The 26,329-nt window shown below is 69.9% G+C and carries 24 protein-coding genes; 2 read left to right on the top strand and 22 right to left on the bottom strand.

The genetic code is table 11. The annotated features are described in order from the left end of the window. Positions 1–136: 136 nt before the first annotated feature. The 12 genes from ACXJKM_RS14225 to ACXJKM_RS14170 form a co-directional block, all read right to left on the bottom strand. Positions 137–1,051, bottom strand: a complete 915-nt coding sequence (locus ACXJKM_RS14225; protein WP_457353110.1) for an ACP S-malonyltransferase — start codon at positions 1,049–1,051, stop codon at positions 137–139. Then, positions 1,052–1,882 carry a triphosphoribosyl-dephospho-CoA synthase MdcB gene (mdcB, locus tag ACXJKM_RS14220; RefSeq protein WP_056201517.1) on the bottom strand — a complete coding sequence of 277 codons (831 nt, stop codon included), beginning with the start codon at positions 1,880–1,882 and terminating at the stop codon, positions 1,052–1,054. Next, entirely contained in the window at positions 1,879–2,511 is a 633-nt protein-coding gene (gene mdcG, locus ACXJKM_RS14215) for a malonate decarboxylase holo-[acyl-carrier-protein] synthase (protein ID WP_056201521.1), read from the bottom strand. Before mdcG ends, mdcB begins: the two co-directional genes overlap by 4 nt. Before the next feature lie 3 nt (positions 2,512–2,514). Then, positions 2,515–3,216, bottom strand: coding sequence for a biotin-independent malonate decarboxylase subunit gamma (locus ACXJKM_RS14210; RefSeq protein ID WP_056201524.1), 702 nt, complete (start codon positions 3,214–3,216; stop codon positions 2,515–2,517). Further along, a complete protein-coding gene (locus ACXJKM_RS14205; RefSeq protein WP_056202439.1) occupies positions 3,216–4,076 on the bottom strand; it encodes a biotin-independent malonate decarboxylase subunit beta in 861 nt (286 codons plus the stop codon). The genes ACXJKM_RS14210 and ACXJKM_RS14205 overlap by 1 nt, the downstream gene beginning before the upstream one ends. Next, entirely contained in the window at positions 4,076–4,393 is a 318-nt protein-coding gene (gene mdcC / locus ACXJKM_RS14200; RefSeq protein WP_056201526.1) for a malonate decarboxylase acyl carrier protein, read from the bottom strand. The genes ACXJKM_RS14205 and mdcC overlap by 1 nt, the downstream gene beginning before the upstream one ends. 7 nt (positions 4,394–4,400) lie before the next feature. Next, entirely contained in the window at positions 4,401–6,065 is a 1,665-nt protein-coding gene (gene mdcA, locus ACXJKM_RS14195; RefSeq protein ID WP_056201528.1) for a malonate decarboxylase subunit alpha, read from the bottom strand. Between the two features lie 10 nt (positions 6,066–6,075). Continuing rightward, positions 6,076–7,437, bottom strand: a complete 1,362-nt coding sequence (locus ACXJKM_RS14190; RefSeq protein WP_056201531.1) for a TRAP transporter large permease — start codon at positions 7,435–7,437, stop codon at positions 6,076–6,078. Then, entirely contained in the window at positions 7,434–8,009 is a 576-nt protein-coding gene (locus ACXJKM_RS14185) for a TRAP transporter small permease (RefSeq protein WP_056201533.1), read from the bottom strand. Before ACXJKM_RS14185 ends, ACXJKM_RS14190 begins: the two co-directional genes overlap by 4 nt. Before the next feature lie 7 nt (positions 8,010–8,016). Continuing rightward, positions 8,017–9,036: a TRAP transporter substrate-binding protein DctP gene (gene dctP, locus ACXJKM_RS14180; RefSeq protein WP_056201536.1), complete on the bottom strand. Its 1,020-nt coding sequence runs from the start codon at positions 9,034–9,036 to the stop codon at positions 8,017–8,019. 142 nt (positions 9,037–9,178) lie between these two features. After that, the gene (locus ACXJKM_RS14175; RefSeq protein WP_457353106.1) at positions 9,179–10,873 is read right to left on the bottom strand and encodes a hypothetical protein; all 1,695 of its coding nucleotides are present in this window, start codon (positions 10,871–10,873) and stop codon (positions 9,179–9,181) included. Positions 10,874–10,910: 37 nt separating this feature from the next. Then, a complete protein-coding gene (locus ACXJKM_RS14170) occupies positions 10,911–12,602 on the bottom strand; it encodes a delta-60 repeat domain-containing protein (RefSeq protein ID WP_457353104.1) in 1,692 nt (563 codons plus the stop codon). A 185-nt stretch (positions 12,603–12,787) separates the two neighbouring features. On the opposite strand from ACXJKM_RS14170, the gene ACXJKM_RS14165 reads away from it, so the two are divergent. After that, the gene (locus ACXJKM_RS14165; RefSeq protein WP_457353102.1) at positions 12,788–13,972 is read left to right on the top strand and encodes a hypothetical protein; all 1,185 of its coding nucleotides are present in this window, start codon (positions 12,788–12,790) and stop codon (positions 13,970–13,972) included. A gap of 44 nt (positions 13,973–14,016) precedes the next feature. On the opposite strand, the gene ACXJKM_RS14160 is transcribed toward ACXJKM_RS14165, so the two are convergent. Genes ACXJKM_RS14160 through ACXJKM_RS14140 form a run of 5 tightly spaced genes read right to left on the bottom strand, consistent with a single transcriptional unit; the run spans position 14,017 to position 17,809 of the window. Further along, positions 14,017–14,970 carry a LysR family transcriptional regulator gene (locus ACXJKM_RS14160; protein ID WP_457353100.1) on the bottom strand — a complete coding sequence of 318 codons (954 nt, stop codon included), beginning with the start codon at positions 14,968–14,970 and terminating at the stop codon, positions 14,017–14,019. A 21-nt stretch (positions 14,971–14,991) separates the two neighbouring features. Further along, complete coding sequence (locus ACXJKM_RS14155; RefSeq protein ID WP_056201550.1) at positions 14,992–15,570, bottom strand: DUF4337 domain-containing protein; 579 nt, start codon at positions 15,568–15,570, stop codon at positions 14,992–14,994. A 4-nt stretch (positions 15,571–15,574) separates the two neighbouring features. After that, positions 15,575–16,069: a dihydrofolate reductase gene (locus ACXJKM_RS14150; RefSeq protein WP_457353098.1), complete on the bottom strand. Its 495-nt coding sequence runs from the start codon at positions 16,067–16,069 to the stop codon at positions 15,575–15,577. Beyond that, on the bottom strand, positions 16,066–16,881 hold the full coding sequence (locus ACXJKM_RS14145) for a thymidylate synthase (RefSeq protein ID WP_457353096.1): 816 nt from the start codon (positions 16,879–16,881) through the stop codon (positions 16,066–16,068). Before ACXJKM_RS14145 ends, ACXJKM_RS14150 begins: the two co-directional genes overlap by 4 nt. Positions 16,882–16,909: 28 nt before the next feature. Then, complete coding sequence (locus ACXJKM_RS14140) at positions 16,910–17,809, bottom strand: NAD-dependent epimerase/dehydratase family protein (protein ID WP_457353094.1); 900 nt, start codon at positions 17,807–17,809, stop codon at positions 16,910–16,912. 117 nt (positions 17,810–17,926) lie between these two features. Here ACXJKM_RS14140 and ACXJKM_RS14135 point away from each other — a divergent pair, with 117 nt between their 5' ends. Then, positions 17,927–18,691, top strand: coding sequence for a helix-turn-helix domain-containing protein (locus ACXJKM_RS14135; RefSeq protein ID WP_457353092.1), 765 nt, complete (start codon positions 17,927–17,929; stop codon positions 18,689–18,691). A gap of 227 nt (positions 18,692–18,918) precedes the next feature. On the opposite strand, the gene ACXJKM_RS14130 is transcribed toward ACXJKM_RS14135, so the two are convergent. From ACXJKM_RS14130 to ACXJKM_RS14110, 5 genes are all read right to left on the bottom strand, one after another. Then, positions 18,919–20,046, bottom strand: a complete 1,128-nt coding sequence (locus ACXJKM_RS14130) for a lactonase family protein (protein WP_457353090.1) — start codon at positions 20,044–20,046, stop codon at positions 18,919–18,921. Between the two features lie 76 nt (positions 20,047–20,122). Continuing rightward, a complete protein-coding gene (locus ACXJKM_RS14125) occupies positions 20,123–21,928 on the bottom strand; it encodes an ABC transporter transmembrane domain-containing protein (RefSeq protein ID WP_457353088.1) in 1,806 nt (601 codons plus the stop codon). Positions 21,929–22,088: 160 nt separating this feature from the next. After that, positions 22,089–23,123, bottom strand: a complete 1,035-nt coding sequence (locus ACXJKM_RS14120) for a lipocalin-like domain-containing protein (RefSeq protein ID WP_457353086.1) — start codon at positions 23,121–23,123, stop codon at positions 22,089–22,091. Further along, positions 23,120–25,660, bottom strand: coding sequence for an FtsX-like permease family protein (locus tag ACXJKM_RS14115; protein ID WP_457353084.1), 2,541 nt, complete (start codon positions 25,658–25,660; stop codon positions 23,120–23,122). Before ACXJKM_RS14115 ends, ACXJKM_RS14120 begins: the two co-directional genes overlap by 4 nt. Further along, entirely contained in the window at positions 25,657–26,310 is a 654-nt protein-coding gene (locus ACXJKM_RS14110) for an ABC transporter ATP-binding protein (protein WP_056201577.1), read from the bottom strand. The genes ACXJKM_RS14115 and ACXJKM_RS14110 overlap by 4 nt, the downstream gene beginning before the upstream one ends. Positions 26,311–26,329: the final 19 nt, after the last annotated feature.

Below are 26,329 nucleotides of genomic sequence, written 5' to 3'. Positions count from 1 at the left end.
TGCGTGTTGTTAGCGGACCGGGCGAGACGCCCGTGGGATTTGAGTTGCCTGGTGACGTCTGAGCCAGAGCTCATTGCGGTATTACCAGTTTCTCATTTATACCCAATGTGGTCATACCAGAGAAAACACCTACAGCTCAGCTGAGTTGCCGGCCCAGCCAGCCCAGCACGCCGTCCGGCGCCTGGAACTCGTCGATCGACCGCGCCGGGATGTCGGGGTGCCGCTCGCGCCACATGGAGGCCAATGCGGCACCGGGGCCGATTTCCAGCACGCAGCGAACGCCGCGTTCGGCAATGCTGTCCATGCAGTCGTCCCATCGCACAGTGCTGGCAATCTGGCCGGCAAGTGCGGCCGCCAGCGCGGCGGGGACTCTGCTGGCAGCACCGGTGAAGTTGCAGACCACGGCGGTGCGTGGCGCCTGGAGACTGACCGTCGCCAGGTGCCGTGCGAATACCGTCGCCGCAGCCGCCATGGCCGGCGTGTGCGAGGCGATGCCAATGGGCAGGCGCGTGCAGCGCAGGCCAGCGGCGGACCAGCGGGCTGCGTTGGCGTCGAGTTCGGCCGCAACGCCGCCGACGATGACGCGCTCCGCGCTGATGCGGATCGCAATCGCCAACGAGGCTGCGGAGGCTTGGGCCAGGCGCAGCGCGTTCAGGCCCTGAACAGCAAGCAGCCCCGTGTCCTGGCCGGCCACGCTGTCACTCATGGCCTGCGCGCGAACAGCCGCGAGATCGAGGGCGGTTGAGGCGTCAAACACACCCGCCGCCGCGAATGCGGCCAGCTCGCCGACGCTGTAGCCCGCCACCACCACGGGTGGCGGCAAGCGCGCCGCCAGCGCCTGCCAAGCCGCGATGCCAACACCCGTCAGCAGCGGCTGGGCCACTGGATTGGCATGCAGCCAGGCCGAGTCACCCAGGCGATCACGCCAGCCCGGCCCCAGGTGCCGGGCCAGGGCATCCAGCGCCGGCCTGGCAGCGGGCTGTGCGTCCAGCCAGGGCAGCATCTGCGGGTGCTGTGCGCCCTGCCCGGGGAAGAGCAGCGCCAGGCCCATTCAGCTCAGGCGTTCCAGCCAGCAGGCGGCGGCGAGTGTGTCGGCCGCGCCACCGGGGGACAGGCGCTGGCGCACGAACTCGGCGCTGATCGTTTGGACCGTTTCGAGGCCCTGGGATGCACCACCCGTGGCGAGGAAGTCTCGCGCGGTGGCCTGCGCGAAGCGCAACCCCTCGAGGCCGCCGCGGTGGGCGAGGTTGCTGTCGTCCAGCACGGCCATGACGGCGAACAAGGTGTCGAGCCGGGCCGCGGCCGCCGAAAGGCCGCGCGCCCGGGCCGAACGCAAGGCTGGCTCGGCCGTCTCGAACAGCGTCGGAAAGCCCAGAGCGGCTTCGGTCGAAGCGCTGCGCAGTTGAAAGCGCTGCGCAGCCAGCCCGCCGGGCAGCGTGGGAGGGCGCTGCGCGCGAGCGGCCAGCGTCTCGCCCCAGCGCGTCAGCAGCGTCTGCCTGATCAGGGCAGGAGTGGGTTGTTGGCCCAGCGCGCCCGCTGCAGCGCACAGCAAGCCCAGCATGAAGATCGCGCCGCGGTGCGTGTTGATGCCGCCCGTGGCGGCCAGCATGCGGGCTTCGGCCGCGATGCCGCAGCGCTCCAGCGCCTCGAAGGGCGCGCCAGCGGCCCCCAGTTCGGCGATGCGAACAAAGTAGCTGCGCAGCGCGAACAGGCTGCGCATGAAGCTGTGGGCGTCCATGTCGGCATGGCTGCCGCGGTCGGTCAGCGTGACGAGGCCGGGCTTGGGTGACAGCGCGAGCTCGTCATAGAGCGCGAGCGTGGCGGCGCGGCCGATCTGCTGGGGCGTGGGGGCGCTGGGCGCCAGCGCGCGATGTGGCCTCATGCCAGCGCCTCCATCGAAGCGCCGTTGAGCCGTTTCACCAACAGAGCCTGCGGGCCACCGCTGCGCCAGGCGAGCCACTCACGCCAGGCAACGGCGGCGTTGCCGTCGAAGACGAGTTCGCCATCGATCCGCCGGGAGGGCGAGGCGAAGGCGTTCAATGCGGCGGCCGCGGCATCGGCCTGTTCCTTGCTGCCGACTCCTACCCACACGTCGAGATCCGAGCCCTCGCGCACGTGCTGCAGTCCGGTGATGTGTTGCCAGCCATGGCTGCCGTAGACGCGGGCCGTTGCGCCGCAGGCCTGCAGGGCCAGGGCCAGCTGGCGGGCGGGTGCGCGGGTGCTCTGAGGCAGTTGGGTGAGGACCTGGTCCAGGCGCGGGAACTCGTCGAAGTACAGCACCTCGGTGCGCTCGACGCGCAGCGCAATGCGTCGATGGCCCCAGCGGCGCGGCGCGCACAGGCCCAACGCAATGCCGTCGTCGTCGCGTTGGCGCGTGACGACGAGGGGCAGGCCTCGCGCAGCCCAGTGACCCAGGCAGTCGAGGGCTTCGGCGTCCCAACTGCCGCCGAGCAGGCCCTGCCAGCCCACGGCCGACAGCCAGGCGATCTGGTGGCGATGTAGCGCGGCCATGGTTCAGGCGGCGTCGAGCACCCGCTGCGCGACCGCTGCGGCCATCTGCCGCCCGCCGCGCGCGGCGCCATCTTCAGCACGCCGGTCATCGGTCGGCGCATCCGCCAGGGCCTCGCGCAGCGCCTGGGTCAAGTCGCCTTGCCAGAGCCGCCGCACGCCGCCCATGGCGACGTAGTTGTCCACGCCGGGCGCGAACACCGGATTGGATTCGGACAGTTGCGCCAGCAGCGCCTCGGGCAGCTTGGTCACGCGCGCCATGGCCGGCAGGCGCATGACGCGGATCTCGGCCTCGGGCAGTGCGTCGCAGGCGTCGGCGATGAGGCCCGAGGTGATGAAGCCGCCGGACAAGGCTTGGTCGTAGACGAGGCCCAGCACGCGGTGGCCGCGCCGGCGGGCGAGGTCGATCGTCATGCCCAGATGGGCCATCGCGCGGTTGATGCCCAGCAGCTCGTCGCGGCGGCGCAGCTGCTGGCCTTGGGTGTCGATCAGCAGCAGGATGGCGCGGCCGGGGTGCTGGGCCATCGTGTCCAGCACTGCGCGGGCCTGGGTCAGCGCGAGCTGCACGCCGATGGGTGCGTGGTTGGTGGTGCCGATGACGGCGATGGGCTCGCCGTCGAACTCGACCTCGCCGCGCAGGAAATCACCGTCGCGCGTGATGCCGTGATCGGCGCCGAAGAGTTGGGTTGCAAGCGTCTGCCAGTCCATCAGCGGGCTCCCAGGGCCAGCACACCGGCCACGTCGAGGTCGGGCACGTGGGAGGCGCTCTGCACGCCGAGCGAAGCCCACAACGCAATGGCTTCGGAGCCGTCGAAAGTGAGCCGCGCACTCAGCCGCGCGTGCTCGGCTTCCAGCAGTTCCAGCGTGACCGGCCGCCCCGAATCCAGCGCCGCAATGGCTGCCGCGCGGAACTCGGCCACGTCGTCTTCCACCAGCACGTCGCAGTCGCTAGTCAGCCAGCGGTGCTTGCCGCCCGTGGTGCGCCACACCAGCGCGCGGTCGCGTGAGTCGAACTCCTCGACGCCATGCGAGGCCTCGATGACCTCGGGGCCGGACATGGCCAAGCGGCCCAGGTCGCTCATGACGATGTGGTCGGCGCAGCGCGCGACGATGCCCATGCCGCCGAAGCAGCCATTGGCGCCGCCGATCAGCACGATGACCGGGATGCCTGCCGCGCGCACATCAAGCAGCGCGCGCATCACCTCGGAGACAGCGATGAGCCCGGCGTTGGCTTCGTGCAGGCGCACGCCACCCGACTCGGCGAGCAGCAGCACGGCCCGTGGCTGGTCGCGCAGCGCGCGCTTCAGCAGGCCGACGAGCTTGGCGCCATGCACTTCGCCGACGCCGCCGCCCATGAACTGGCCTTCCTGCGCGGCGACGAAGATCTCCTGACCAGCCAGCGTTGCGCGGCCAATGGCCACGCCGTCGTCGAAAGAGGAGGGCACGCCAAGCTGCGCCAGGTGGGGGCTGGTCAGCCGCATCGCGGGCGGCAGCCACTCGTGGAAGCTGCCAGTATCAACAACCCCGGCCAGGCGCTCGCGCGCCGAGCATTCAGCGTAGGAGGTGATCACGGCTGCAGCTCCTGCGCGGCCTGGTCCAGCCGCAGGCTGACGACGGCGGGCGTGGCGCCCATGTCGTGGATGGACAGCAGCACGCCTGCGAGCTGGTGGCGCTGGTGGAAGTCGCTGACGACTGCCGACCAGATGGTGCCGAAGCCACGCGCCGAGGTTTCGATGTGGACGCGGCAATCGCTGCCGGGCGCAGGCTCCAGCAGCACTTCGAGGTTGCCGGAGCCGACGACGCCGACCAGCACTGGCGCGAAGGCACCAGCAGGCCGCGTGCCGGTGAAGGCGTAGTCCAGGGTTTCGAGGCCAGGGGTGGTCATCAAATCCTCACCAGTTGCGAAAGCGCTTGGGCGGGCTGTACAGGCCGCCCGAGGCGCGCACGAGGTCGCGCATGCTGCGCGCGGCGAGCAGGTTGCGTGTGGCGTCGCGCGGGTCGATGCCGAGGTCGGCAGGTCGCTTGACGACGCCACGATCGCGCAGGTTCTCCACCATGCGCGCATCCCGCGCCAGCCCCACCGCCGTGTAGCCGGCCACGCCGCGGATGGCCTGCTCGCGCTCCTCATCGCTGCGGCACAGCAGCAGGTTGGCGATGCCTTCCTCGGTCAGGATGTGGCTGACGTCGTCGCCGTAGATCATGATCGGCGGCAGGGCCATGCCGGCTTGTTCCTGCAGCGTCCACGCGTCCAGGCTTTCGACGAAGGCGGGCTGCATGTGCTCGCGGAAGGTCTCGACCATCTGCACCACCAGCTTCTGGCCGCGAGGCGTGCCGGCGGCACCTTGCCTTCCCGCACGGGCCTCGGCGCCGGCCTTCAGCCAGGCGGGGCTGGCGTGGCGGCGGCCGCGCGCGTCGGCGCCCATATTGGGAGCGCCGCCAAAGCCGGTGATGCGGCCCAGCGTCGCGGTGGAGCTGTTGCCCTGCAAGTCGATCTGCAGCGTCGAGCCGATGAAGAGGTCGCAGGCGTAATGACCGGCGGCCTGGCAGAAGGCGCGGTTGCTGCGCAAGCTGCCGTCGGCGCCGGTGAAGAAGACGTCGGAGCGGGCGCGGATGTAGTCCTCCATGCCCAGCTCGGAACCGAAGGAGTGGATGGACTCCACCCAGCCGGCCTCGATGGCAGGAATGAGAGCAGGGTGCGGGTTCAGCGCCCAGTGCTTGCAGATCTTGCCCTTCAGCCCCAGCGACTCGGCATAGGTGGGCAGCAGCAGCTCGATGGCCGCGGTGTCGAAGCCGATGCCGTGGTTCAGGCGCTGCACGCCGTACTCGGCATAGATGCCCTTGATGGCCATCATGGCCATCAGCACCTGGATCTCACTGATCTGCGCCGGGTCGCGGGTGAAGAGCGGCTCGACGAGGTTGGGGCGCGGCGCCTGCACGACGAAGTCCACCCAGTCGGCCGGGATGTCGATGCGCGGCAGCACGTCCACGATCTCGTTGACCTGGGCGATGACGATGCCACCCGAGAAGGCCGTGGCCTCGACGATGGCCGGCGTGTCTTCAGTATTGGGGCCGGTGTAGAGGTTGCCTTGCGCGTCCGCGGCATGCGCGGCCACGAGGGCAACCTTGGGCGTCAGGTCGACGAAGTAGCGCGCGAACAGCTCCAGGTAGGTGTGGATGGCGCCGATCTCGATGCCACCGCTGCTGACCAGCTTGGCCAGGCGCGCGCCCTGCGGGCCGGAGAAGCTGAAGTCGAGCCGCTTGGCGATGCCGCTCTCGAACACGTCCAGGTGCTCGGGCAGGGCCAGCACCGACTGCACCATGTGCAGGTCGCGCACGCGCTGCGGGTCCACCTGCGTGAGCGACTGGGCGAGGAAGTCGGCCTGCTTCTGGTTATTGCCTTCCAGGCAGACACGGTCGCCGGGCTGCAGCACGGCCTCCAGCAGCGGCACGATGGCGTCGGTCGCCACGCGCCGGCCCTGTACGCCGGTGAGTTCGGCCGCCCGCGAGAGCCGCTCGCGGCGCTGGCGGTCGCGCAGGTTCCAGGAGGGAGCATTCATGGCCGGCTCCTCAATGCGCCTTGGCGGCGACGCCCATGACCGCGTCCGGCAGAGCAGTGGCAATGCCCGGGAAGATGCAGATCAGCAGCACCGCCAGCAACATCAGCACGACGAAGGGCAGCACGCCCCAGATGATGTCGCGCAGGTCGATGTCGGGCGCGATGTTCTTGATGACAAAGATGTTCAGCCCCACCGGTGGGTGGATGAGGCCGGTCTCCATGACGATGGTCATCAGGATGCCGAACCAGATCAGGTCGAAGCCGGCGGCCTTCAGCGGCGGCAGGATGATGGGTGCCGTCATCAGGATGATGCTGACCGGCGGTAGGAAGAAGCCCAGCAGGATGACCATCAGCAGCACCGCGGCCAGCAGCACCCACTTGGACAGCTGCATGCCGACGATCCACTCCGCCGCCGACTGGCTGATGTGCAGATAGCTCATCACGTAGGAGAACAGCAGCGACATGCCGATGATGAGCATCAGCATGGTCGACTCCTTCAGCGTCGACTGGAGGATGGGCGCCACGTCCTTGGGCCGCCACACGCCGTAGATGACGGCGATCAGCGCCAGCGCCAGCAGGGCACCCAGGCCGGCGGTTTCCGACGGCGTCGCGAAGCCGCCATACAGCGCCACCATGACGCCGATCAGCAGCAGCACGAAGGGCACGACGCGCGGCAGCATCTCGAACTTCTGGCGGTTGGTGAAGGTCTCGTTGGCCAGCAGCGCCGAGGCGGCACCGGTGCGCTTGTATTCGGCCTCGGCCAGCGCGTACTCCTTGCGGTAGCGCAGCGCCGCGTAGCCGGCGAACAGCGCCACCAGCAGCACGCCCGGCATGATGCCGGCCAGGAACAGCCGGCCCAGCGACTGCTCGGCCGCCACTGCGTACAGGATCATCGTGATGGACGGCGGCAGCAGGATGCCCAGGGTGCCGCCGGCAGCGATGATGCCGGCCGCAAAGCCGGGCGAGTAGCCGCGCTTGCGCATCTCCGGGATGCCGGCGCTGCCGATGGCCGAGCAGGTGGCCGGGCTGGAGCCGGCCATGGCCGCGAACAGCGCGCAGGCGAACACATTGGCAATACCCAGGCCGCCGGGGATGCGGCCCATCCACACGTGCATGGCGGCGTACAGGTCCTGGCCCGCGCGCGATTTGCCGATGGCCGCGCCTTTCAAGATGAAGAGGGGAATGGACAGCAGCGTGATGCTGGCCATCTCCTCGTAGACGTTCTGCGTGACCGTGTCCAGCGCCGAGGCCGGCATAAAGATGGCCATGAACAGCACCGCGACGCTGCCGAGCGCGAACGCGATCGGCGCGCCCGAGAACATGAACAGCAGCGTGACGACGCCGAACAGCGAGCCGAGGACGAGCATGCTCATGCTGCGACTCCTGAATTGGATTTGAAGAGGCCGTTCACGCGCGCCGTGAGCTGCACCAGCAGCTGCAGGCTCAGCAGCGTCATGCCCACGGACATCAGGCCGTAGGGAATCGACAGCGGCGGGGCCCAGGAAGACGAGGTGGTCTGGCCGTCGACCCAGGCCTCGTGGAACAGCGTCCACGACTTCCAGGCGAAGAAGGCGCAGAAGGCGGTGCCCATCAGGTCCACGAGCATCAGGCGCAGGCGGTTCACGGCGCGGGGCAGCAGGCCGGCGATGGCCTCGATGCCGACGTGGCCGCGCAGCGACTGCACGAAGGCGCCGCACAGGAAGGTGGCGCCGACCAGGCAGAACACGGCTGCCTCGTCCTGCCAGTCGGTCGAAGCCTTCATCACATAGCGCGACACGACGCTGTAGGTCAGCACGCAGGAGGCCACCAGCAGGGCCAGCATGCCGAGCACGACCATGGCGTGGTTGATGAAGTTCAGGCCGCGCGCGATGGGGCGCAGCAGGGCGGGCGTGTCGGGGTCGATGCCGGCCACCGCCGCCGGCTGCAATTCAAAACCGTGGCTCATGGCGGCCTCAGAGCAGCTTCTGCGCGGCCTTGAGGATGGCGGCGCAGGATTCGTTCTTCTCGCCGAAGTCCTTCCACGCGGTGTCGCGTGCGATGGCCTGCCACTTCTTCAACGTCGGCTCGTCCATGTCGTAGACCTTGGCGCCGGCCTTGGCGTAGATCGCAGCCGCAGCCTGGTCATCGGCCTTGGCGGCGTCGCGCGCAAAGACTTCCATCTCGGCGCCGACGGCCATGACGATGTCCTGCTGGGCCTTGGGCAGCTTGTTGAAGACCTCCTTGGAGATCATCAGCGGCTCGAACATGAACCAGTAAGTGCGCTGGCGGCCCGAGGTCAGGTGCTTGGCGATCTCCTCGAGCTTGAAGGAGATGAAGCTGGTGGACGAGGTCATGGCCGCGTCCATGGCGCCGGTCTGCATGGCGGCGTAGATCTCGTTGGACGGCAAGGTGATGACCGAGGCGCCGGCCTGCTTCAGCATCATGTCCATCTCGCGGCTGCCACCGCGCACCTTCAGGCCCTTGGCATCGTCCGGCGTCACCAGCGGCCGCGCGCGGCTGGCCACACCGCCGGCCTGCCAGACCCAGCTGACGATGAGCACGCCCTTGTCGTCCAGCACCTTGGACAACAGCTTGCCCACCTCCGCCGTCTTCCACGCCGCGCCCTGCTCGTAGCTGGGCACCAGGGCCGGCATCAGCCCGGCATTGGTCTCGGCCACCTCGCCGCCGGCATAGGACAGCGGCACCAGGCTCATGTCCAGCGCGCCCTTGCGCAGGGCCGAGAACTGGGCATTGGTCTTCATCAGCGACGAGCCTGGGTAGACCGAGGCCTTCAATGCGCCGCTGCTGCGCTTCTCCACCTCGGCGGCGAACTTGCGGCACAAGCGGTCGCGGAAGTCGCCCTCGGTGAGCGTGCCGCTGGGGAACTGGTGCGAGATCTTCAGCGCGCCGGTCTGGGCCTGGGCGCTGGGCAGCCAGAGGGAGGCGGCGGTGCCGGCGGTGCTGCCGAGCCATTGACGTCGATTGAGGGTCACTTGATGTCTCCAGGTCCGCCATTCAGTGGCGGTATGCGGCCGCAGTGTGGGAGCGGCCCCCAGGACGATCAATCAACCTCGCCGGCTGACGTTTACGCCGACCGCAACGATTCTGGGTAAACCCTGAACGCGACGAACGATTTCACTGCGGGCGCCCCAGTGCCCAGCTGCGCTCACCCAGACCGTTGTCGGAGCCCGCGATGCGGCCTTGCGTGACGACGCCCTCGGCGGTCCACACATGCCCGGCTTTGGTCGGCGCGCTGGTGCTGCCGGTCGGGCAGCTGACGGTCATCGTCGAATTCCACAGCGTGGCCAGGTCCAGCTTGTAGCGCGCCGGGCTGGTGGATTCATCGACGATGAGCTGGCCGGTGGCCTGGGCCTGCGCCAGCGGGATGTGCGTGGGCGTGACCGTGTGCTGGCAGACTGGATCCACCACCGTGTAGAGGTGCTCGGCATTGCCGGTGGGGTGGTAGACGCGGCGGGTCGCGGTGCTCAGCGCGGCATCAAGGGTCCAACGCGTGTCGAGGTTGTACTTGTGGCCCGCCCCGAGATCGCCGACGAAGGCCTCCAGTTTGCCGACCCAGGCATCTTCGGTGACGCGGATCTTCGCGCTCAGCGCCAGACGGCGCCCGTTGCTGTTGTTGACGCTCTGGAAACGCAGCGTGAGCGGATTGGTGGCGGGCACCTGGGCTGGCGCGGTGTAGACGATGCCGGCCTGGGGCTCAAGGGCCAGCGTGCCCAGGGTGGCGGCGGGCGTGGTGCTGCCTTCCAGCGTCCACTGGCGCTGGAAGCCGGCTTTCGCATTAAGCACCGGCACCTGCACGTCGCGCAGCACCGGCGTGGGCAGGCAGAACTCCTCGCCAGTCTGCGTCTCACAGGGCTGGCTGCCGCGCATCACATAGATGCTGACAGGCACGAAGCGCTGGCTGCCGAGGGTGCGCACGCTGGCCGAGGCGGGCACGAGCTTGTGCGCTTTCACGCGCACGAACTGGCCCTTCACGCCGCGTACCGAGGTGGCCGCCGCACGGGCCAGCTGCGCGGACACCGCGGGCTGCTCCTCCACCCAAAGGCTGGGCGGCAGGCTGACCTGCAGCAGACGCTGGCCCTCGTCATGGGCGGCCAGCGGCAGCAGCCACCAGCTGCCGTCGCCCTGGCGCAGCGCGATGCGGTCCTGCAGCACCTCGTCGACGTCCTCGTTGGCGCCGTAACGCATCGACAGCGTCAGCGTGCGGGCCGGGCGCTCGGGCAGGCTGAGGCTCAACCCCGGGCCGACGCCGTCGGCCAACGGATTGGTGACGGGCTGCAGCGCCGCGGTGCCGGCCTGGCTCAGGCTGCCGGCGGGGAGGTCGAGCTGCAGGCTGCCGTCCGCCAGGCGCAGGCTGCTCGTTGCCGGCGTGTAGGGCAGCGGGATGCCCGCGCCCACGGCCGTCGGGGCCGCGGTCGTCAGCACCGCCTCGCTGCCGGTGCGGGCGGTTGCCGTGGCCAGCACGCTGCCGTCGGCGCGACTGAGGCGATAGGTGTAGGCGGTGTCGGCACCGAGCCCGCTGTCCAGCCAGAGGCCCGCGCCACTGTCCACTTCGGCGACGAGGGCGTAGTCGCCGCCGTCCTCGCGACGGCGCTCCAGGCGCCAGGCGGTGCCCGCACTGCCGCCGGTCCAGGAGACGGTGGCGTGTTGCGCCGAGCCGGACAGCGCCGACATCTGCGCGCCGGGGGCCGGTGTGGACGGGGTGGGGGGCGTGCCCGGATTTCCAGGCGTGGCCGGGTCGGAACCACCGCCGCAGCCGGCGAGGATGAACAGGGCGGCACACAGGGGTGCCAGGCGTCGAGACGAGAACATGAGGGCTCCAGGAAGTTTGCGGCGGCGCGTCGGGGGCTCAGAGCCAGTGGCGCATCAGCACGATGTCAAGGTCGCTGTTGCCGCCGGCCTCGCCGGCTTGAAGCACGCGCACCGTGGGCACGCGTTCGTCGGGCTGCAGGGCCAGGGCGCGGCCTGAGTCGGTGCGCACGCCGCTGGCCACCGCGGTGACGCGGATGCCGTTGGGTGAGAAGCCGGTGTCGCGGCTGCCGTCGGCGTTCAGGCGCAGCAGCACGGTGTCGGCGCTGGAGCTGTTGCCGGTGTACATCCAGCCGCCGAGCAGCAGCCGGCCGTCGGCCTGCTGCACGAGGGCGGTGGCTTCGTCCCAGTTGTCGGCGCTGACGGCGACGACGGCACGGCCCCCGGTGCCAAAGCTTGTGTCCAGGTTGCCGTTGGGCAGCAAGCGCACGGCGGCGAAATCGTGGTCGCGGTGGCCGGCCAGCACTAGCTTGCCGTCGGCCGTGACGACGACGCCGCGAGCGGCGCCGGTGATGCTGCCGAACAGGCTGCGCACGATGCCGGCGGTGCCAAAGCCGGCATCCAGCGTGCCGTCGGCGCGGTAGGCGGCGGCGATGAAGTCGCCCTCGCCGCCGGCGGCGACGATGCGGGACACGCCTGCGGCCGTCTGCAGCGCCAGCGCGTAGATGGTTTCGCGCGCGCCGTCGCTGCCGATGGCGGTCAGCACCTTGCCACCGTTGCCGAAGCTGGCATCGAGGCTGCCGTCGGCGTTGTAGCGGGCCAGGGCGAAGTCGCTGCCGTTGGCGCCCTGGCTGCTGTCGCCGCCAAGCACGATCTTGCCGTCGGGCTGCAGCAGCAGGGCGTAGGCCTTGTCGGCGCCGTTGCCGAAGGAGGTCGTCACGCGGCCGCCGCTGCCGAAGGTCGTGTCCAGCGTGCCGTCGGCGTTGTAGCGGGCCAGCGCGAAGTCATAGCCGCTGGCGCCCTGGTCGCTGCTGCCGGCGACGAGGATCTTGCCGTCGGCCTGCACGGCCACGGCCTGGGCCTCATCGCTGCGGCCACCGTTGTTGAACGCGGTGCTGACCTTGCCGCCGTTGCCGAAGCTCGGGTCCAGGCCGCCGTCGCGCAGGTGGCGCACCACCATGAAGTCGGTGCCGGTGGTGGAGCCGAAGACGCCGAAGCCGGCCACGACGGCCTTGCCGTCGGCCTGCACCGTCACGCCGCGCACGTAGTCGTCGGTGATGCCGCCCGGCGTCACCAGCGTGCCGCCACCGAAGCTGGTGTCGATGTCACCCGCCTGGCCGCGCACCGTCACCGTCAGGGGCTTGCTGGCGTTGGCCGTGCCGCCAGCGCCCTTGATCGTGACGCTGGTCGGCAGCGAGTGCGGTGCCGTGGTGGCGGCCTGCAGCGTCAGCGTGCCGGCGTTGCTGCCGGCGGGCACGCTGAGCGCTGCGGTCGTTGCACCGGCGGGCATGCCTTCGGCGCTGAACTGGATGGCGTCCGTGAAGCCGGCATCGCGCTGCACGGCGACGGCGACGCTGGCCTGCTGGCCCTGCCAGACGATGGCCTTGCCCGTGTCCAGCGTGAAACTGAACCCTGCTGCGGTGGGCGGCGGCGTGGTGGGCGTCGGCGTTTGTGGCGTTTGCGGCGTGGGGGCCGGGCTGCCGGTGGCGGCATCGGTGCCGCCACCGCCGCAGGCGGTCAACGCAGCGGCGATCAGCAGGGAGAGGGGGAAACGGGAAGCAGTGGTGGTCATGTGGACTCCGGTCGATTGGGGTGGCGGCACTGTGCCGACCAGGTGCGCGGCTGCCATCCGCCCGACAGGCCATGGCGGCAGTCATCGGAGAGCCATGCATGCCACGGCCGCGATGGCTCTTCAGAGCGATGACAGCGCCCTGGCGGCTCGCAACACTGGCGCCTCGCTATCGCCATCCGTCGACCATGAATCCCTCATTCCGCTTCGACCTTCAGATGCCAGTCACCAAGGCCCTGCGCCTGTTCCTGAACGACACCTTGCCGCGCGCTGCTGCCGCGATGAGCACGTTGGCGCTGCTGGCCGTGCCGCAGCCCGCCGCCGCTGCCATCGACTGCTGGGTGGATGCGGAGCACCCCACCACGGCGGACCAGCGCCGCGTCACCGACCCCGCCGTCGCCCCGATGCGGCAGGCGCTGCAACGGGTCAACGCGATCCTGCATGCCCAGCGGGAACTGCACGAGCTGCCGCGCACGCGGCTGCGCAGCAGCTGGCAGGTGGGTGGCCAATGGGACGCACCCGCGCGCAGCGGCAGCCTGCTGCTGCGCGACCACCGCGAAAGCATGTGGCTGCCCGGCCGCTGCGACGTCAACCCCAAGGCCAACCGTCTCGGGCCGATGGCCGCGGTGGTGGTGGCCATCAACGCGCCCACCAGCTTCTTCGAGTCGCCCCATGCCGAGTTGCGCGACGAACAGCTGCAGGCCTGGCGCGAGCTTCCCGCCACCGGGCAACTCAACGGCTACACGCTGTACGGCGGCCATCAGCTGGTGTTCACGCGCGGTGGCCGCCTGCCCTGGGTGGCGGTGACCACCGCCGAGTACGTGGACTTCACGCTGCGCGACCTGAAGCGCCGCATGCAGGAGGACAGCAGCGCCCGCGCGGGCCTGCCGGCCGAGGGCGACGCTGCCGCGCGCGAGGCCTTTGACGAATCCCAGGTGCAGAAGGTGACCGCCGGCCTGCGCAAGGTGGACCCGGCCGCGGCAGAAAAGATGACTGTCGAGTTGCGCGACCAACTGCGCGCCACCCGCGAAGCCGAGGCACGCACGGCTCGCCGCAAGGCAGCCGCCGGTGTCGACGCCAACCCGCTGCAGACCATGCTTCGCCGCGTCGAGGCCTGGCGCGCCGGCCTGTCGCCGCAGCAACTGGCCGCGCCTGCGCTGCTGGGCTTGAACGGGCTGCACGACGCCGCCGTGCCGCTGGACCGCTACCCGCGCCTGGTCAGGCCCGACCCGGATTTCCCCTGGGACCGCAGCCACCCCGGCCGGCCGCAGATGCTGAAGGTGGCCGTGAATGGCGGCGACGTCTTCACCGAACCGATGCAGCGCGTGCTGCAGCAGCTCGACCTGAAGGCGCTGCAGGCGCTGGTCGATTGACCGAAGGTTCTTGAGAAGCGTGCCGACTCGGTGGGCGGCAGTCCCTACCCACCGTGCCCCGGCATCAACGGCGGCGGGAGGTTGGCTTCCAGCTCCGCCGTGTGGCTGCGGCAGGCGGCCAGCAGCGACAGCAGGTTGGGGTCACGCTCCCGCGTGCGCAGGAAGACGACACTGATCTTCTGCCTCATCTGGTAGCGCGCCGCCAGCGGCACGAGGCAGACGCTGCGCGGCAGCACGCCGCGCACGCGGCCGGGCAGCAGCGTGCAGCCGATGCCGCCGCCCACCAGGTTCATCAGCGAGAAGATGTCGCTGGTGGTCATGACGACGTTGGGCTCGAAGCCCGCCACCTGGAAGGCTTCGACGAAGCGGTCGCGCGTCACATAGCCTTCGTTCAGCGACACGAAACGCTCGTCCGCGCAGGCGCCCAAGTCCACCTCGGTCTGGCGGGCGTAGGCCGAGTCGGCAGGTGCGGCGAAGAAGATCTCGTCCTCGAACAGCAGCTGCGACTCGACGTCCGCCGCGCCCTCGGGAAAGCCCATCACCGTCGCGTCCACGGCGCCGTCACGCAGCTTGCGCAGCAGGTCGCTGTTGGAGCCCAGCACGAGCTCGGTCTGGATGTCGGGCTTGCGCAGGCGCAGCGCCATGATGAGGGCCGGCACGGTGCCGCTGGTCAGCGAGTACAGCGAGCCGATGCGGATGCGATCGGCCGCGTAGCCAGCGATCTCGCGCGTGGCGCGGATGCCGTGGGCCATCGCCTGCAGCACCTCGCGGGCCACGTCGGCCAGTGCGTGGGCCGCGTCATTGGGCTGCAGGTTGCGGCCCTCCAGCCGGAACAGGCTGCAGCGCGTGCCCGTCTCCAGAGAATGCAGCGCCCGGTGCACGCTGACCGCGCTGATGCCCAGCCGCTCCGCCGCCCGCGCGAGATTGCCGCTCTCCATGAAGGCCAGCAGGATCTCCAACTTGCGGAAGGTGATCTCTTCGTCGATGCGATGGAGCATGCCGGGCGTCCTGGGGCGGCGTCAGATGTGCGCCGCGGCCAATCCACCCAGCACGATGCCGATGCCGCCCGCGGCGATGGTGGCCCATTCCATCCAGCGGCGCTTGGTCAGCAGCGCGATGGCGGCCAGCGCGATGGACACCTGCAGCGCCGTCGTCGCCTGGGCCCAGCGGTGATGCATGTGCAGCTGCGCCTCGCTCTTCTCGTCGAAGTGCTTGGACTCGGCTTCCAGCGCCTCGGCAGCCAGCTTGATGTCGGCCTTTTCCTTCTCGTAGCGGGCGACCTTGTCGCGGTACTTGGTCTTGGCTTCTTCGCTAGGGCTCAGCTCCAGCGCGAGCTCCGCGAGGTTCTGCTTGCTGCTCTTGGACTGGTAGTAGTTCCACTGGTTGCCGGCCTCGGTCTTCTTGATGGCCGCATCGTTCTTCAGGATGCCGGCATTGGCCTGGGTCGCGCCGCCCATGTACGAGAAGCCGGCGCCGAGCGTGGCCAGGATGGCGGTGATGACGGCCAATTGGCCGGCAAAGCCCTTGGCATCGTGCTGGGCCGCATGCTCCAGCTCGTGCTCGTGCGGGCCGTGGACGTGGAAGCCGTGTCCGGACATGGGGTTACTCCTTGAGAACGTAGTCAACAAAATCGAAACGAAGACCGTTGGCGCCGGCGTGCGGCTCGCGTCGGTCTTCGATGAAGCGGTCGCGCGGCCAAGCCGGGAAATGCCGGTCCGCATCTGGGAAGACGGCATCCACCTCGGTCAGCGCCAGCTTGTCAGCCCGCGGCAAGGCCAGCGCGTAGATCTCGCCGCCGCCGATGACGCAGGCCTCGGGCGCGTCCTGGCAGGCGGCCAGCGCCGCATCCAGGCTCGCAAACACCTCGGCACCGGGCAGTTCGACCCCCGAACGGCTGATGACGAGATTGCGGCGGCCCGGGAGCGGGCGGAACTTCGGGGGTATCGAGTCCCAGGTCTTGCGGCCCATGACGACGGGCTTGCCCAAGGTCAGCGCCTTGAAGTGCGCCATGTCCTCGGGGAGGTGCCAGAGCAGCGCGTTGTTGCGCCCGATCGCGCCGTCTTTCGCAACGGCTGCCACCAGCGTGACCTTGCTCATACGGCCACCGGCGCCTTGATGGCCGGGTGCGGGTCGTAGCCGCTCAGCTCGAAGTCCTCGAACTCGTAATCAAAGATCGACGCCGGCCGGCGCTTGATCGTCATCGTCGGGTAGGGCCGCGGCTCGCGGGCGAGCTGGGCCTGCACCTGCTCGACGTGGTTGTCGTAGATGTGGCAGTCGCCACCGGTCCAGATGAAGTCGCCCAAGGCAAGGTCGCACTGCTGAGCCAGCATCATCGTCAGCAGCGCGTATGACGCAATATTGAACGGCACGCCCAGGAAGATGTCGGCGCTGCGCTGGTAGAGCTGGCAGCTCAGTTTCCCGTCCGCCACGTAGAACTGGAAGAAGGCGTGGCAGGGCATCAGTGCCATCTGGGGCAGGTCGGCCACATTCCAGGCGCTGACGATGATGCGGCGCGAGTCGGGGTTGGACTTCAGCGTCTTGACGACGTCGGCAATCTGGTCGATGTGACCACCGTCTGGCGTCGGCCACGAGCGCCACTGCACGCCGTAGACGGGCCCCAGGTCGCCGTCTTCACGCGCCCACTCGTTCCAGATCGTCACGCCGCGTTCCTGCAGCCAGCGGGCGTTGCTGTCGCCACGCAGGAACCACAGCAGCTCCAGCACGATGGACTTCAGGTGCACTTTTTTCGTCGTGACCAGCGGGAAGCCCTGGGCGAGGTCGAAGCGCATCTGGTGGCCGAACACGCTGCGCGTGCCGGTGCCGGTGCGGTCGCTCTTTTGCACGCCATGCTCGAACACATGGCGCATGAAGTCTTCGTATTGCTGCGGAGGACGGGGCGGGGTGCTCATGCCCCTATTGTCTCCGCAGGCGCCTGGTCTAGCAGGGCCCCAGGTTGTCAGCCAGCACCTGCTCCAGCGGCGTGGCCGACACGCCCAGCAGGCGTTGCGTCTCGCTGGCATCCAGCAGGAACGGGCGCTCGAACAGGTAGACCATCTCGGCCACCTCCGCCATCATGGTGTCAGCCTCGGCCGCTTGCCGGAGCTCCTCGGCCGTCATGCGCCGCAGCCTGGGTGCGCCCAGCTTCGCCAAGCGGGCGGTGGCGGTGGCCAGCTCGTGCACGGAGGCCGTGCAGGACGGTACATGCCAGGCCCGACCCCAGGACTGCTGCGACGTCGCCGCCGCGGCCAGCGTGGCCGCGACGTCCAGCGTGAAGCTCCAGCTGTGCGCGGCGTCGAGGTCGCCAGGAAAGACGCTCTCCTCACCCTTCAGCAGCGCCGGTAGCACGAAGAGGTTGAAGTAGCCCACCGACGCGTGGCCCAGGAAGTCGCTCGCGCGGACCTCGGCCACCGGCACGCCGCTGCGCCGGGCCAGGTCCCACATGCCGGCGCGCACCCGCCCCTTGACGGTATGGGGCGCCAGCGCATGGTTCTCGCGCAGCGGTCCTTCGACAGGGCCGTAGCCGTAGACGTTGCTCAGGGTCACGAGCCGGGCGCCCACGGCCGCCGCCACCGACAGCGCGGCGCTCCCGATCGGCGGGAATTCCTCGGGCCAGCGGTCGTAGGCCGGCATCGCGCAGTTGATGAGGGTGTCGACGCCCGCGGCGAGTTCGCGCATGGTTTGCGGGTCGTTGACGTCCGCCGCCGCGTGCCTCACACCCGGGTGGGATGCAGGCGTTCCGCGCCGGCTGACCAGCGTGACGTGATGGCCCTGGGACGCAAGGAGGGCCGCAGTGTTCGAGCCCGTGGGGCCCGCGCCGATGACAAGGATGTTGTTCATGCCGAGTTTGTAGGGGCGGTGGGCATGTCCTGTCGCGCACGAAAAGAGCAGCGGACGGCACATTCGGGCACGGCCCCTCGGCGGCTGGGGATTTGGCCGGCCCGCTAGATTGCCGCCATGCATTCAGAGTTGATCAGCCGGAGCGGGATGGCGTTGCGGTCGCGGCACGAACGTGCGGGTCGGGCGCTCGCCACGCCGCTGGACCACCACCGCGTCGTCCTCCATCTCAGTGCCAGCACCAAGACGGCCTGTCTGCGCACGGGGCTGCCCTTCCTGCGCACGCGCGGCGACGTGGACATCGTGCCGGCTGGGGCCGCCGACGGGTTTGAGGCCCAGTCCGACTTCAACAGCCTGGAGGTGTTGATCGCCCCGTCCCGGCTGGAGCGGATGGCGGACGAGCTGGGCCTGGGCAGCCGGCATGTCGAAGTCGGCATGGTCCACATGGCGCGCGAGCCGCGCCTGCAGGGGCTGCTCTATGCGCTGGCCCAGGACCTGCAATCCGACGCTCCCTTTGGTGAGCACTTCCGCAACGGCCTTGTGCAGTCGGTTGCCACGGCGGTGCTGCTGCGCGCGCCGTCATCGCCGGAGGCGCCCGCAGCCCCGGCCCTACAGCGCGTGCAGGACTACATCGAGGCGAATCTCGAACGACCGCTGTCGCTGCCCAGCCTGGCGCGGGTGGCGGGCGTCAGTCCGTGGAGCCTGCAGCGGCTGTTTCGCAGCGGCGTCGGCATGCCGGTGCATCGCTACGTGGTGTCGCGGCGTGTCGAGCGTGCCCGGCAACTGGTGCAGCAGCGGGCGGRGGCGCTCAGCGAGATCGCGTTGATGGCCGGCTTCGCCCACCAGAGCCACATGTCGCGCTGGATGCGGCGGCTGCCGGAGTAGCTCAGGCCGCTCCTGCGTTCGTGACCAACCCAAACTGCATCGCCGCCAACTTCGCATACAGCCCGCCGCGAGCCACCAGCTCTTCGTGGCGCCCAGTGCGGCGGGTTCTTCAGCATGGCACGAGCGATGCTGATGCGCCGGCGTTGGCCGCCAGACAGGCGCACGCTGCCCTCGCCAAGGAGGTTGGCATAGCCCTGGCGGGCCTTGGCCGCCGCGACGACTATCGTCTAGCGCCGCAAGAAGCGAACGTACGCAGGCTGGTCAATCGCTACCTCGCCGCCAACGCGTGACAGCGTGCCGCGCTCGGGATTCATGCGAAAAACGGTGACGTTGCCGCTGTCATGATTGGCCGCCACCAGAAAGCGCCCGCCCGGCACGATGCCAAAACTGCGCGGCATGTGCCCGCCGGTGCTCGTCGCCYCGATGAAGCGCAGCGAACCGTCCTGCGGGTCGATCTCGAACATCGCGATGCTGTCGTGTCCGCGGTTGGACACGTAGAGGAACCGGCCGCCTGGGTGGACCAGAATCTCGGCGGTGCTGTTACCTTCGGCCTTGGTGCCGGGCGGCAGGCTGGACAGCACTTGAAAGCCCTCCATCGCGCCGGTCACCGCATCCACGCGGTAGGCGGCCACGCGGGAGGTCAGCTCCAGGTTCACGTAGGCGTAGCGGCCATTCGGATGGAAGGCGAGGTGGCGCGGGCCGCCGCCGGGCTCGGTGGTGGCATGGGCCGGCATGTTGGGTGAGATCCGGCCGCTGGCCGTGTCCAGCCGATAGATAACCACCTTGTCCAGCCCCAGGTCGGGCACGTAGGCGCGGGTCTGGGTCGGGCCGGGGTAGATGCTGTGCGGGTGGGGTTGCTGCTGGCGCTGTGGGTTGACGCTGGCGCCCTCATGCTGAACCGTGGAAGCCGCCGGCCCCAGGCTGCCGTCGCCCTGGATGGGGTAGGACACGACGTTGCCCCCGTTGTAGTTGGCCAGCAGCAGCACGCGCCCACCGGCATCGACGGAGATGTGGCAAGGGCCGTTGCCGCCCGAGGGCCGGGTGTTGAGCAGCACCAGGCGGCCGTCGTCCTGCACGGTGAACGCGGCAACTTCCTCTTTCCAGGACCCATCCGCGGCGCGGCCGGCTGCGACCGAGTAGACAACGGGCTTGCTCGGATGCGTGGTGAGGAAGCCCGGGTTGCCGATGGCGGCGGCCAGCAGCGGCGGGGACAGCGCGCCGGTGATCTCGTCAAGAGTGGAGACGTAGATGCCTTTGCTCTCGCCGCCGGTGTCGGTGCCGACGTAGACCAGTGTCTGGGCCGCGATGGCGATGGGCAGCAGTGTGGGGATCAATGCAAAGGCGAGTTTTTTCATGCGGGAAGATTCGTTCTAAGGCCCGGCCAAGCGCATGGCGCAGGACGGGTGGCGTCCGCCCCCCAGGACCAGCCGTTCAAGCAGCGGCTTGCGCGTCGGCCTTCAGCCCAAACTGCATCGACGCCAACTTCGCATACAGCCCGCCGCGGGCCACCAGCTCATCATGACGGCCGATGTCGACGATGCGCCCGGCGTCCAGCACGACGATGCGATCCGCCTTCTGGATGGTGGCCAGGCGGTGGGCGATGACCAGCGTCGTGCGGTGCTGCATGGCTGCTTCCAGTGCGGCCTGCACAACGCGTTCGCTTTCGGCGTCCAGCGCGCTCGTCGCTTCGTCCAGCAGCAGCAGCGGAGGGTTCTTCAACATGGCCCGGGCGATGCTGATGCGCTGGCGCTGGCCGCCGGACAGGCGCACGCCGCGCTCGCCGAGGAAGCTCTGATAGCCCTCGGGCAGGGCGCGGATGAAATCGTCGGCAAAGGCGGCCTTGGCTGCGGCGATGACTTCGTCGTCCGTCGCGCTTGGGCGGCCGTAGCGAATGTTCTCCATCGCCGAGGTCGAGAAGATGACGCTGTCCTGCGGCACCAGGCCGATGTTGGCGCGCAGGTCCTTGAGGCTCAGTTCGCGGGTCTCGACGCCGTTGAGCCGGATCGAGCCGGACTGCGGGTCGTAAAAGCGCAGCAGCAGTTGCAGCACCGTGCTCTTGCCGGCGCCGCTGGGGCCGACCAGGGCGACGGTCTCGCCGGGCGCGATGTTCAGGCTGAGCCGGTCCAGCGCCGCCGTGGCGGGCCGTGAGGGGTAGTTGAAGGTGATGGCGTCGAACTCGACACGGCTGCCGCCCTGCGCGGCCGTCAAGGCCTTCGGCGCAGCGGGCTCGGCCACTGGTGACCGCGCCTCCATCAGTTCGATGAGGCGCTCCGTTGCACCCGCCGCGCGCAGCACGTCGCCCCAGACTTCGGCCAGCACGGCCACGCTGCTGACCAGCAGGGTCACGTAGACGACGGTCTGGCCCAGGTGGCCGGCCGAGATCTTGCCGGCGATGACGGCCTGCGTGCCCTGGTAGAGGCCCCACAGCATGGCGCCGAAGACGGCCGTGATGATGAAGGCGACCATGAAGCTGCGGATGCGCGTGCGCTTGCGCGCCGTGTCGAAGGCGGCCTCGCTGGCGGCAGAGAAGCGCTTCGCCTCGGCCGCCTCCTGGGTGTAGCTCTGCACGACGGTGACGGCGTTCAGCACCTCGGCGGCGATGGCCGAGGTGTCAGCCACACGGTCCTGGCTGGCGCGCGAGAGCTTGCGCACGCGGCGGCCGAAGTAAAGCGCCGGCGCCACGACCAGCACCAGGATGCCCAGCACCTGGCCCATCACATAGGGATTGGTGACGATGAGCATGATCAGCGCGCCGATGCCCATGACCATGTTGCGCAGGCCCATGGACAGGCTGGAGCCGACGACGGTCTGCACGACGGTGGTGTCCGTCGTGATGCGGGAGAGCACCTCGCCGGTCTGCGTCGTCTCGAAGAACTCAGGGCTCTGGCGCAGCACATGGGTGTAGACGGCATTGCGCAGGTCGGCCGTCACGCGCTCGCCCAGCCAGGTGACCATGTAGAAGCGCGACGCCGAGAACAGCCCCAGTGCGGCGCCGACGGCGAACATCGCGAGGAAATGCTCGCGCAACGCCATCAGCTTCTCGCCGGGGTTGGCGGCCTCGAAGCCGGCGTCGATGAGTCCGCGCAGCGCCAGCGGGAAGGCCAGCGTGGCCATGGCAGACAGCAACAGGGCTGCAAAGGCCAGCGCGATGCGGCCGCGGTAGGGGCGCAGGAAGGGCACCAGGCCGCTCAAGGAGCGGGCCTGCTTGGACGCGGGGCGTTCGGTCGTGGAACTCATGGGGTTACAGCTTTTCAGTCAACACGGCGCAGGTGCGGGCCAGCATCGCGTCGTCAAGGTCCTGGTGGCAGAGCAGTTGCAGCGCATGGCTGCGCCGGGTTGTCCCAGCCAAAGGTCGGGCGAGTGGGTTGCCGTGGCTACATTCGGCGCGCATTGTGGGTCACGGTAGTGGCAGGCGCCCTGCGTAGCCGGTCAACTCCAGGTAGCCGGCGCCGAGTGGCCGTTTTTCGCGGTCGAACAACTGGGCGACACCTTCCCAATAGACGAGGCCGCTGCTGTTTCGCGCGTCGATCTCCTGGGCGTCGAAGTACGTGCTCAGCAGCATGTCGCCAGCTGGGCTCTTCAGCCGCCACTCGACCGGGTAGCGCGCGCCCGTGGCGGGGCTGGTCCAGTGCCGCAGCGGCGTCATCTCGACCTCCTGGGGCGTGAAGCTGCGGTCGGGCTGCCCGGGGCTGCGCAGGCTGCCGCCGGCCCAGTCCCGGCTGCCGTCCTTGCGGCGCAGCTGGAAGAGGGTCAGCGCGCGTCCATCATCGAGGTTGATGCCCAGCCAGTCCCAACCCTGCGCCTGGCCCAGCACGCTGTCGCTCCATTCATGGTCCAGCCAGGCGCGGCCGGTGAGGCGCTGGCGTTGGCCGTCCAGGGTCAGCATGGCCTCGGTGGCGAGTTGGGGGCGCGAGTAGTAGCGGCTGAACTGCGCGGGATCGGGCCCCTTGCGGGACAGGCCGGCCTCGCCCTGCAGCAATGGCGCGTCGGGCGTGGACAGGTTCAGCGCCAGCGCGAAGCCCGGGCCGTTGAAGGCGGCGCGATAGCCGTCGCCGCTGCGCTTGAGCGTCCAGTCGCGCAGCTTGACGTCGCTGTCACCCTCCATGGCCTGCACCGCGCCGGGCAGGCCGCGCAGCAACCGTTGGCTGTGGCGTTGCTTCTTCGCACCCAGGTCGGACAAGGCGACATGGCCGAGCAGCAACTGCCTGGCCGCGAGTCCGCTGGGATGGTCGGCCGCTGCCGGGCCGGGCAGGCGGAAGAAGGTCAGCTGGTAGCCGAAGCGTGGCGGTGCGCTCTCGCTGTCGCCGAGCAGGCCCGTCAGATACCACCACTCGATGCCCTGGGCCGGGTGGGCGCCGAAGTCGTGCGGGAAGTTGAGGGCGGCGCGCGCGGGCAGTGGCAGCGCAGCGAGCAACAGAGCGCGGCGCTTCATGCGTCCTCCCTCACGGCGCGCACGGCGTCAGCGCCGAGGGCGCGCCGGCCGGCCAGCAGCGAAGCGCCGACCGCCGCCGCGAAGGCCAGGCCGACCAGGGCCGCCAGGCGCGCAACCGGCAAATGCATCTCCATGCTCCAGTGAAAGCTCTGCGGGTTGACGACATAGACCAGCACCACGCTCAGGCCCAGGCCCAGCGCCAGCCCGGCCAGCGCGCCCGCGCCGCCCGACAGGCTGGCTTCGATGAGCAGCAGGCGCTGCAACTGGCGCCTGGACAGGCCGAGATGGCGCAGCAGGCCGAACTCGCGTTTGCGCGCCAGCGCCTGAGCCGACTGGCTGGCGATGACGCCGAACAGCCCCACGGCCAGGGCTACGGCCTGCAGCCAAACGGTGATGGCAAAGCTGCGGTCGAAGATCTTCAGCGACAGCGAACGCAGCTCGCCCGCCGCGGCCATTTCGACGTTGTCGCCGCCGAGCTGGCGAACCGCGGTGCGCGCCGATTCCAGCGACCGGCCCGGTGCCAGCCAGAGTGCCAGCTCGGCCGTGCTGGTGTCGCCACTGGCGCGGCGGTAGTCGTCCAGCGCCATCCACAGCGCGGTGTTCTGGCGTGAATAGTCACGCCAGACGCCGCGCACCTGCAGCTTCAGCGCGCGGCCGCCGTCGACCAGCTCGCCCTGGAAGACATGGCCCGGCTTCAGCCCGTCGCGGTCCCGCGCGGCCTCGTTGACCCAGACCGCCAGAGTGCCCTCCGCGGCTGCGCCCGTCCAGCGTTCGACGAGAGGCAGGCCACCGGCCCGGATGTCGCGCGCAGTCAGGGCCACGGTTTCGCCGCTGGACGCCAGCCGCAGCCGGGCCGTGAGCTGGGGCGAGGTGCGGGCGACTTCGGGCAGGCGCGACAACGCCGTCAGCAGGGCCGGCGGCAGCGGTGCGGGAATGCCGTTGGCGCCCCGCAGCGCACTGCGCACGTAGAGGTCGGCCGGCAGGGCCTGGTCCAGCCAGCGCATCAGGGATTCACGAAAGCTGCCGATCATGACCGTCATGGCCACGGCCAGGGCAAGGGCAACCAGGACGCCGGCCAGCGACCGGCGCGCTTCGGTCGCCTGGTCGCGGCTGCGTTCGCGGGCCAGCAGCAGCAGGGCGCCCGCCGGCAGGCGCGAGAGCAGCGCCGTCATCAGCTGCACCAGGGCCGGCACCAGGGCCAGGCCGCCCATCAGCAGAAAGAACATGGCTGCATAGGCAGCGACCGGTGTGTCACCCCAGACGGGCGGCAGCCAGGCCAGCGACGCCCCCACAGCCAGCAGCGCCAAGCCGGCCCAGGCGGGCAAGGTGCGCGCCGCCGGCAGGCCCAGGCCCTTGAGCACGAGCGCGGGCGCGATGCGGCGCACCGTCAGTGCGGGTGCCAGCGCCGCGACCAGGGTGGCCGCCAGCCCCAGTGCCGCGTAGACCAGGGCCGGCAGCAGCAGTGGCTGGTTGAACAGCAGTTCGGCCGATGAATCGGTGGCGCCGTGCAAGCCCAGGTCGCTGCCCATCAGCTTCAGCGCCCCCGCGGCCAGGCCAACGCCCAGGGCCAGCCCCAGCGCCGTGCCCGCGAGGCCGATGACCAGGCCTTCGGCCAGGATCAACCGCCAGCGCATGCGCGCCGATACGCCGAGCACGCCCACCAGCGCCCATTGCGCCAGGCGCTGGGCCGTGGCCAGGGACAGCACGGCATAGACGAGGAAGCTGCCGGTGAACAGGGCCATCAGGGCCAGCAGGCCGAGGTTGACGCGGTAGGAGCGCGTCATGTCGGACAGCCGGGCGCCGGTATCGGCCGGAGGCGTGGCCAGCCAGCGCGCGGGCAGGCGGGCGGTCCAGGCCGTGGCGTCCACGCCGGGCGCGAGTTGCACGTCGATGCGGTCCAGGCTGCCCACGCGGCCGAACAGGGCTTGCGCATCGGCGATGTCCAGCACGCCCAGCGGCGTGTTGTCGGCGGCGACGCGGCCACCGATGGCCAGCTCGATGTCGCGCGGCGTGCCTTCGCCTGGCAGGCGCAGCGCCAGCTGGGTGGCGCCGCCAGGTAGCAGCTTGCGGGCAGCAGCGTTCAGGTGGACGACATGCGGGCTCAGCAGCGCCGCCGGCCCACCTTCGATCTGGGGCGTCAGTTCAGCCGCCAGCGGACGGCCGGCAGCGGCCGAGGCCAGCAGCGCCAGCGGGTCCAGGCCGATGAGGCGGATGGACAGGCCCCGCCCGCCTGGGCCGACCTGGCCCGGCCACAGCGCCGTGGCCTCGACGACGGGGTTGGCGGCGGCGACTTCGGGGCGGTTCAGCAGATCGACGAGGTCGGCATCGGTCAGCGGGCCGGCGCGGGCCGTCAGCACCAGATCGGGCTGGCCGTTGACGCCGCGCGCCGCACGCGCGAATTCGGCCAGGGCGGCGCCATTGAGCAGATGTACGCCGAAGGCCAGGGCCACGCCCAGCATGACGGCGATGACGGCCAAAAGGACGCGGCCGGGCTGGTCCCGCCAGGCGGGCCAGGTGAAATGGCGCCAAAGGGTCATGCGCTATGCAGCCCGCTGGCATCCAGCCGAAGCCTGCGGTGTGCCGCCTCGGCCGCACGCTCGGAATGCGTCACCAGCAGGCAGGCTGCACCGGCTTCCTGCGTGCAGCGGCGCAGCAGGGCCAGCACTTCGCCGGCATGGCGCGGGTCGAGGTTGCCAGTGGGTTCATCGGCCAGCACGAGGCGAGGGCGGTGCACCAGGGCCCGCGCGATCGCCACGCGCTGCAACTGCCCGCCCGACAACTGCCTGGGCATGCGCGCGGCCAGAGGTGCCAGTTCCACCGCCGTCAGCATCTGCCGCACCCGTTCGTCATCGCGCTGGCCCAGCAGGCGCAGCGGCAGGGCCACGTTGTCGGCCACGTTCAGATGCGGCAGCAGATGGAAGGCCTGGAAGATGAACCCCAGCTCGCGGCGCCGCAGCGCCGAGCGGGCCTCGTCGTCCAACGCCCGCAGGTCCTGGCCCACCAGCGTGATGGTGCCGGCGTCGGCCTCGTCCAGCCCGGCCAGGCAGTTCAGCAACGTGGACTTGCCGCTGCCGGACTCGCCGAGCAGGGCAACGATCTCGCCGGCGTCCAGGTCCAGATCCACATCGGAAAACACGGCCACCTCGCCGTAGGACTTCGCCAGGCGGCGCGCACTCAGAAGACTCATGGACCGGATTCTGGGTCCT

This window comes from Roseateles sp. P5_D6 (assembly GCF_054049415.1).
The sequence above is the reverse complement of the archived record's forward strand: the minus strand, read 5'-3'. Positions and strand labels throughout refer to the sequence as shown.

Excerpts from the sequence above, each read along its gene's own strand:
- ACXJKM_RS14225 (WP_457353110.1), bottom strand. The coding sequence starts at position 1,051 with ATGGGCCTGGCGCTGCTCTTCCCCGGGCAGGGCGCACAGCACCCGCAG.
- mdcB (WP_056201517.1), bottom strand. The coding sequence starts at position 1,882 with ATGAGGCCACATCGCGCGCTGGCGCCCAGCGCCCCCACGCCCCAGCAG.
- mdcG (WP_056201521.1), bottom strand. The coding sequence starts at position 2,511 with ATGGCCGCGCTACATCGCCACCAGATCGCCTGGCTGTCGGCCGTGGGC.
- ACXJKM_RS14210 (WP_056201524.1), bottom strand. The coding sequence starts at position 3,216 with ATGGACTGGCAGACGCTTGCAACCCAACTCTTCGGCGCCGATCACGGC.
- mdcC (WP_056201526.1), bottom strand. The coding sequence starts at position 4,393 with ATGACCACCCCTGGCCTCGAAACCCTGGACTACGCCTTCACCGGCACG.
- mdcA (WP_056201528.1), bottom strand. The coding sequence starts at position 6,065 with ATGAATGCTCCCTCCTGGAACCTGCGCGACCGCCAGCGCCGCGAGCGG.
- ACXJKM_RS14190 (WP_056201531.1), bottom strand. The coding sequence starts at position 7,437 with ATGAGCATGCTCGTCCTCGGCTCGCTGTTCGGCGTCGTCACGCTGCTG.
- ACXJKM_RS14185 (WP_056201533.1), bottom strand. The coding sequence starts at position 8,009 with ATGAGCCACGGTTTTGAATTGCAGCCGGCGGCGGTGGCCGGCATCGAC.
- ACXJKM_RS14175 (WP_457353106.1), bottom strand. The coding sequence starts at position 10,873 with ATGTTCTCGTCTCGACGCCTGGCACCCCTGTGTGCCGCCCTGTTCATC.
- ACXJKM_RS14170 (WP_457353104.1), bottom strand. The coding sequence starts at position 12,602 with ATGACCACCACTGCTTCCCGTTTCCCCCTCTCCCTGCTGATCGCCGCT.
- ACXJKM_RS14165 (WP_457353102.1), top strand. The coding sequence starts at position 12,788 with ATGAATCCCTCATTCCGCTTCGACCTTCAGATGCCAGTCACCAAGGCC.
- ACXJKM_RS14160 (WP_457353100.1), bottom strand. The coding sequence starts at position 14,970 with ATGCTCCATCGCATCGACGAAGAGATCACCTTCCGCAAGTTGGAGATC.
- ACXJKM_RS14155 (WP_056201550.1), bottom strand. The coding sequence starts at position 15,570 with ATGTCCGGACACGGCTTCCACGTCCACGGCCCGCACGAGCACGAGCTG.
- ACXJKM_RS14150 (WP_457353098.1), bottom strand. The coding sequence starts at position 16,069 with ATGAGCAAGGTCACGCTGGTGGCAGCCGTTGCGAAAGACGGCGCGATC.
- ACXJKM_RS14145 (WP_457353096.1), bottom strand. The coding sequence starts at position 16,881 with ATGAGCACCCCGCCCCGTCCTCCGCAGCAATACGAAGACTTCATGCGC.
- ACXJKM_RS14140 (WP_457353094.1), bottom strand. The coding sequence starts at position 17,809 with ATGAACAACATCCTTGTCATCGGCGCGGGCCCCACGGGCTCGAACACT.
- ACXJKM_RS14125 (WP_457353088.1), bottom strand. The coding sequence starts at position 21,928 with ATGAGTTCCACGACCGAACGCCCCGCGTCCAAGCAGGCCCGCTCCTTG.
- ACXJKM_RS14120 (WP_457353086.1), bottom strand. The coding sequence starts at position 23,123 with ATGAAGCGCCGCGCTCTGTTGCTCGCTGCGCTGCCACTGCCCGCGCGC.
- ACXJKM_RS14115 (WP_457353084.1), bottom strand. The coding sequence starts at position 25,660 with ATGACCCTTTGGCGCCATTTCACCTGGCCCGCCTGGCGGGACCAGCCC.
- ACXJKM_RS14110 (WP_056201577.1), bottom strand. The coding sequence starts at position 26,310 with ATGAGTCTTCTGAGTGCGCGCCGCCTGGCGAAGTCCTACGGCGAGGTG.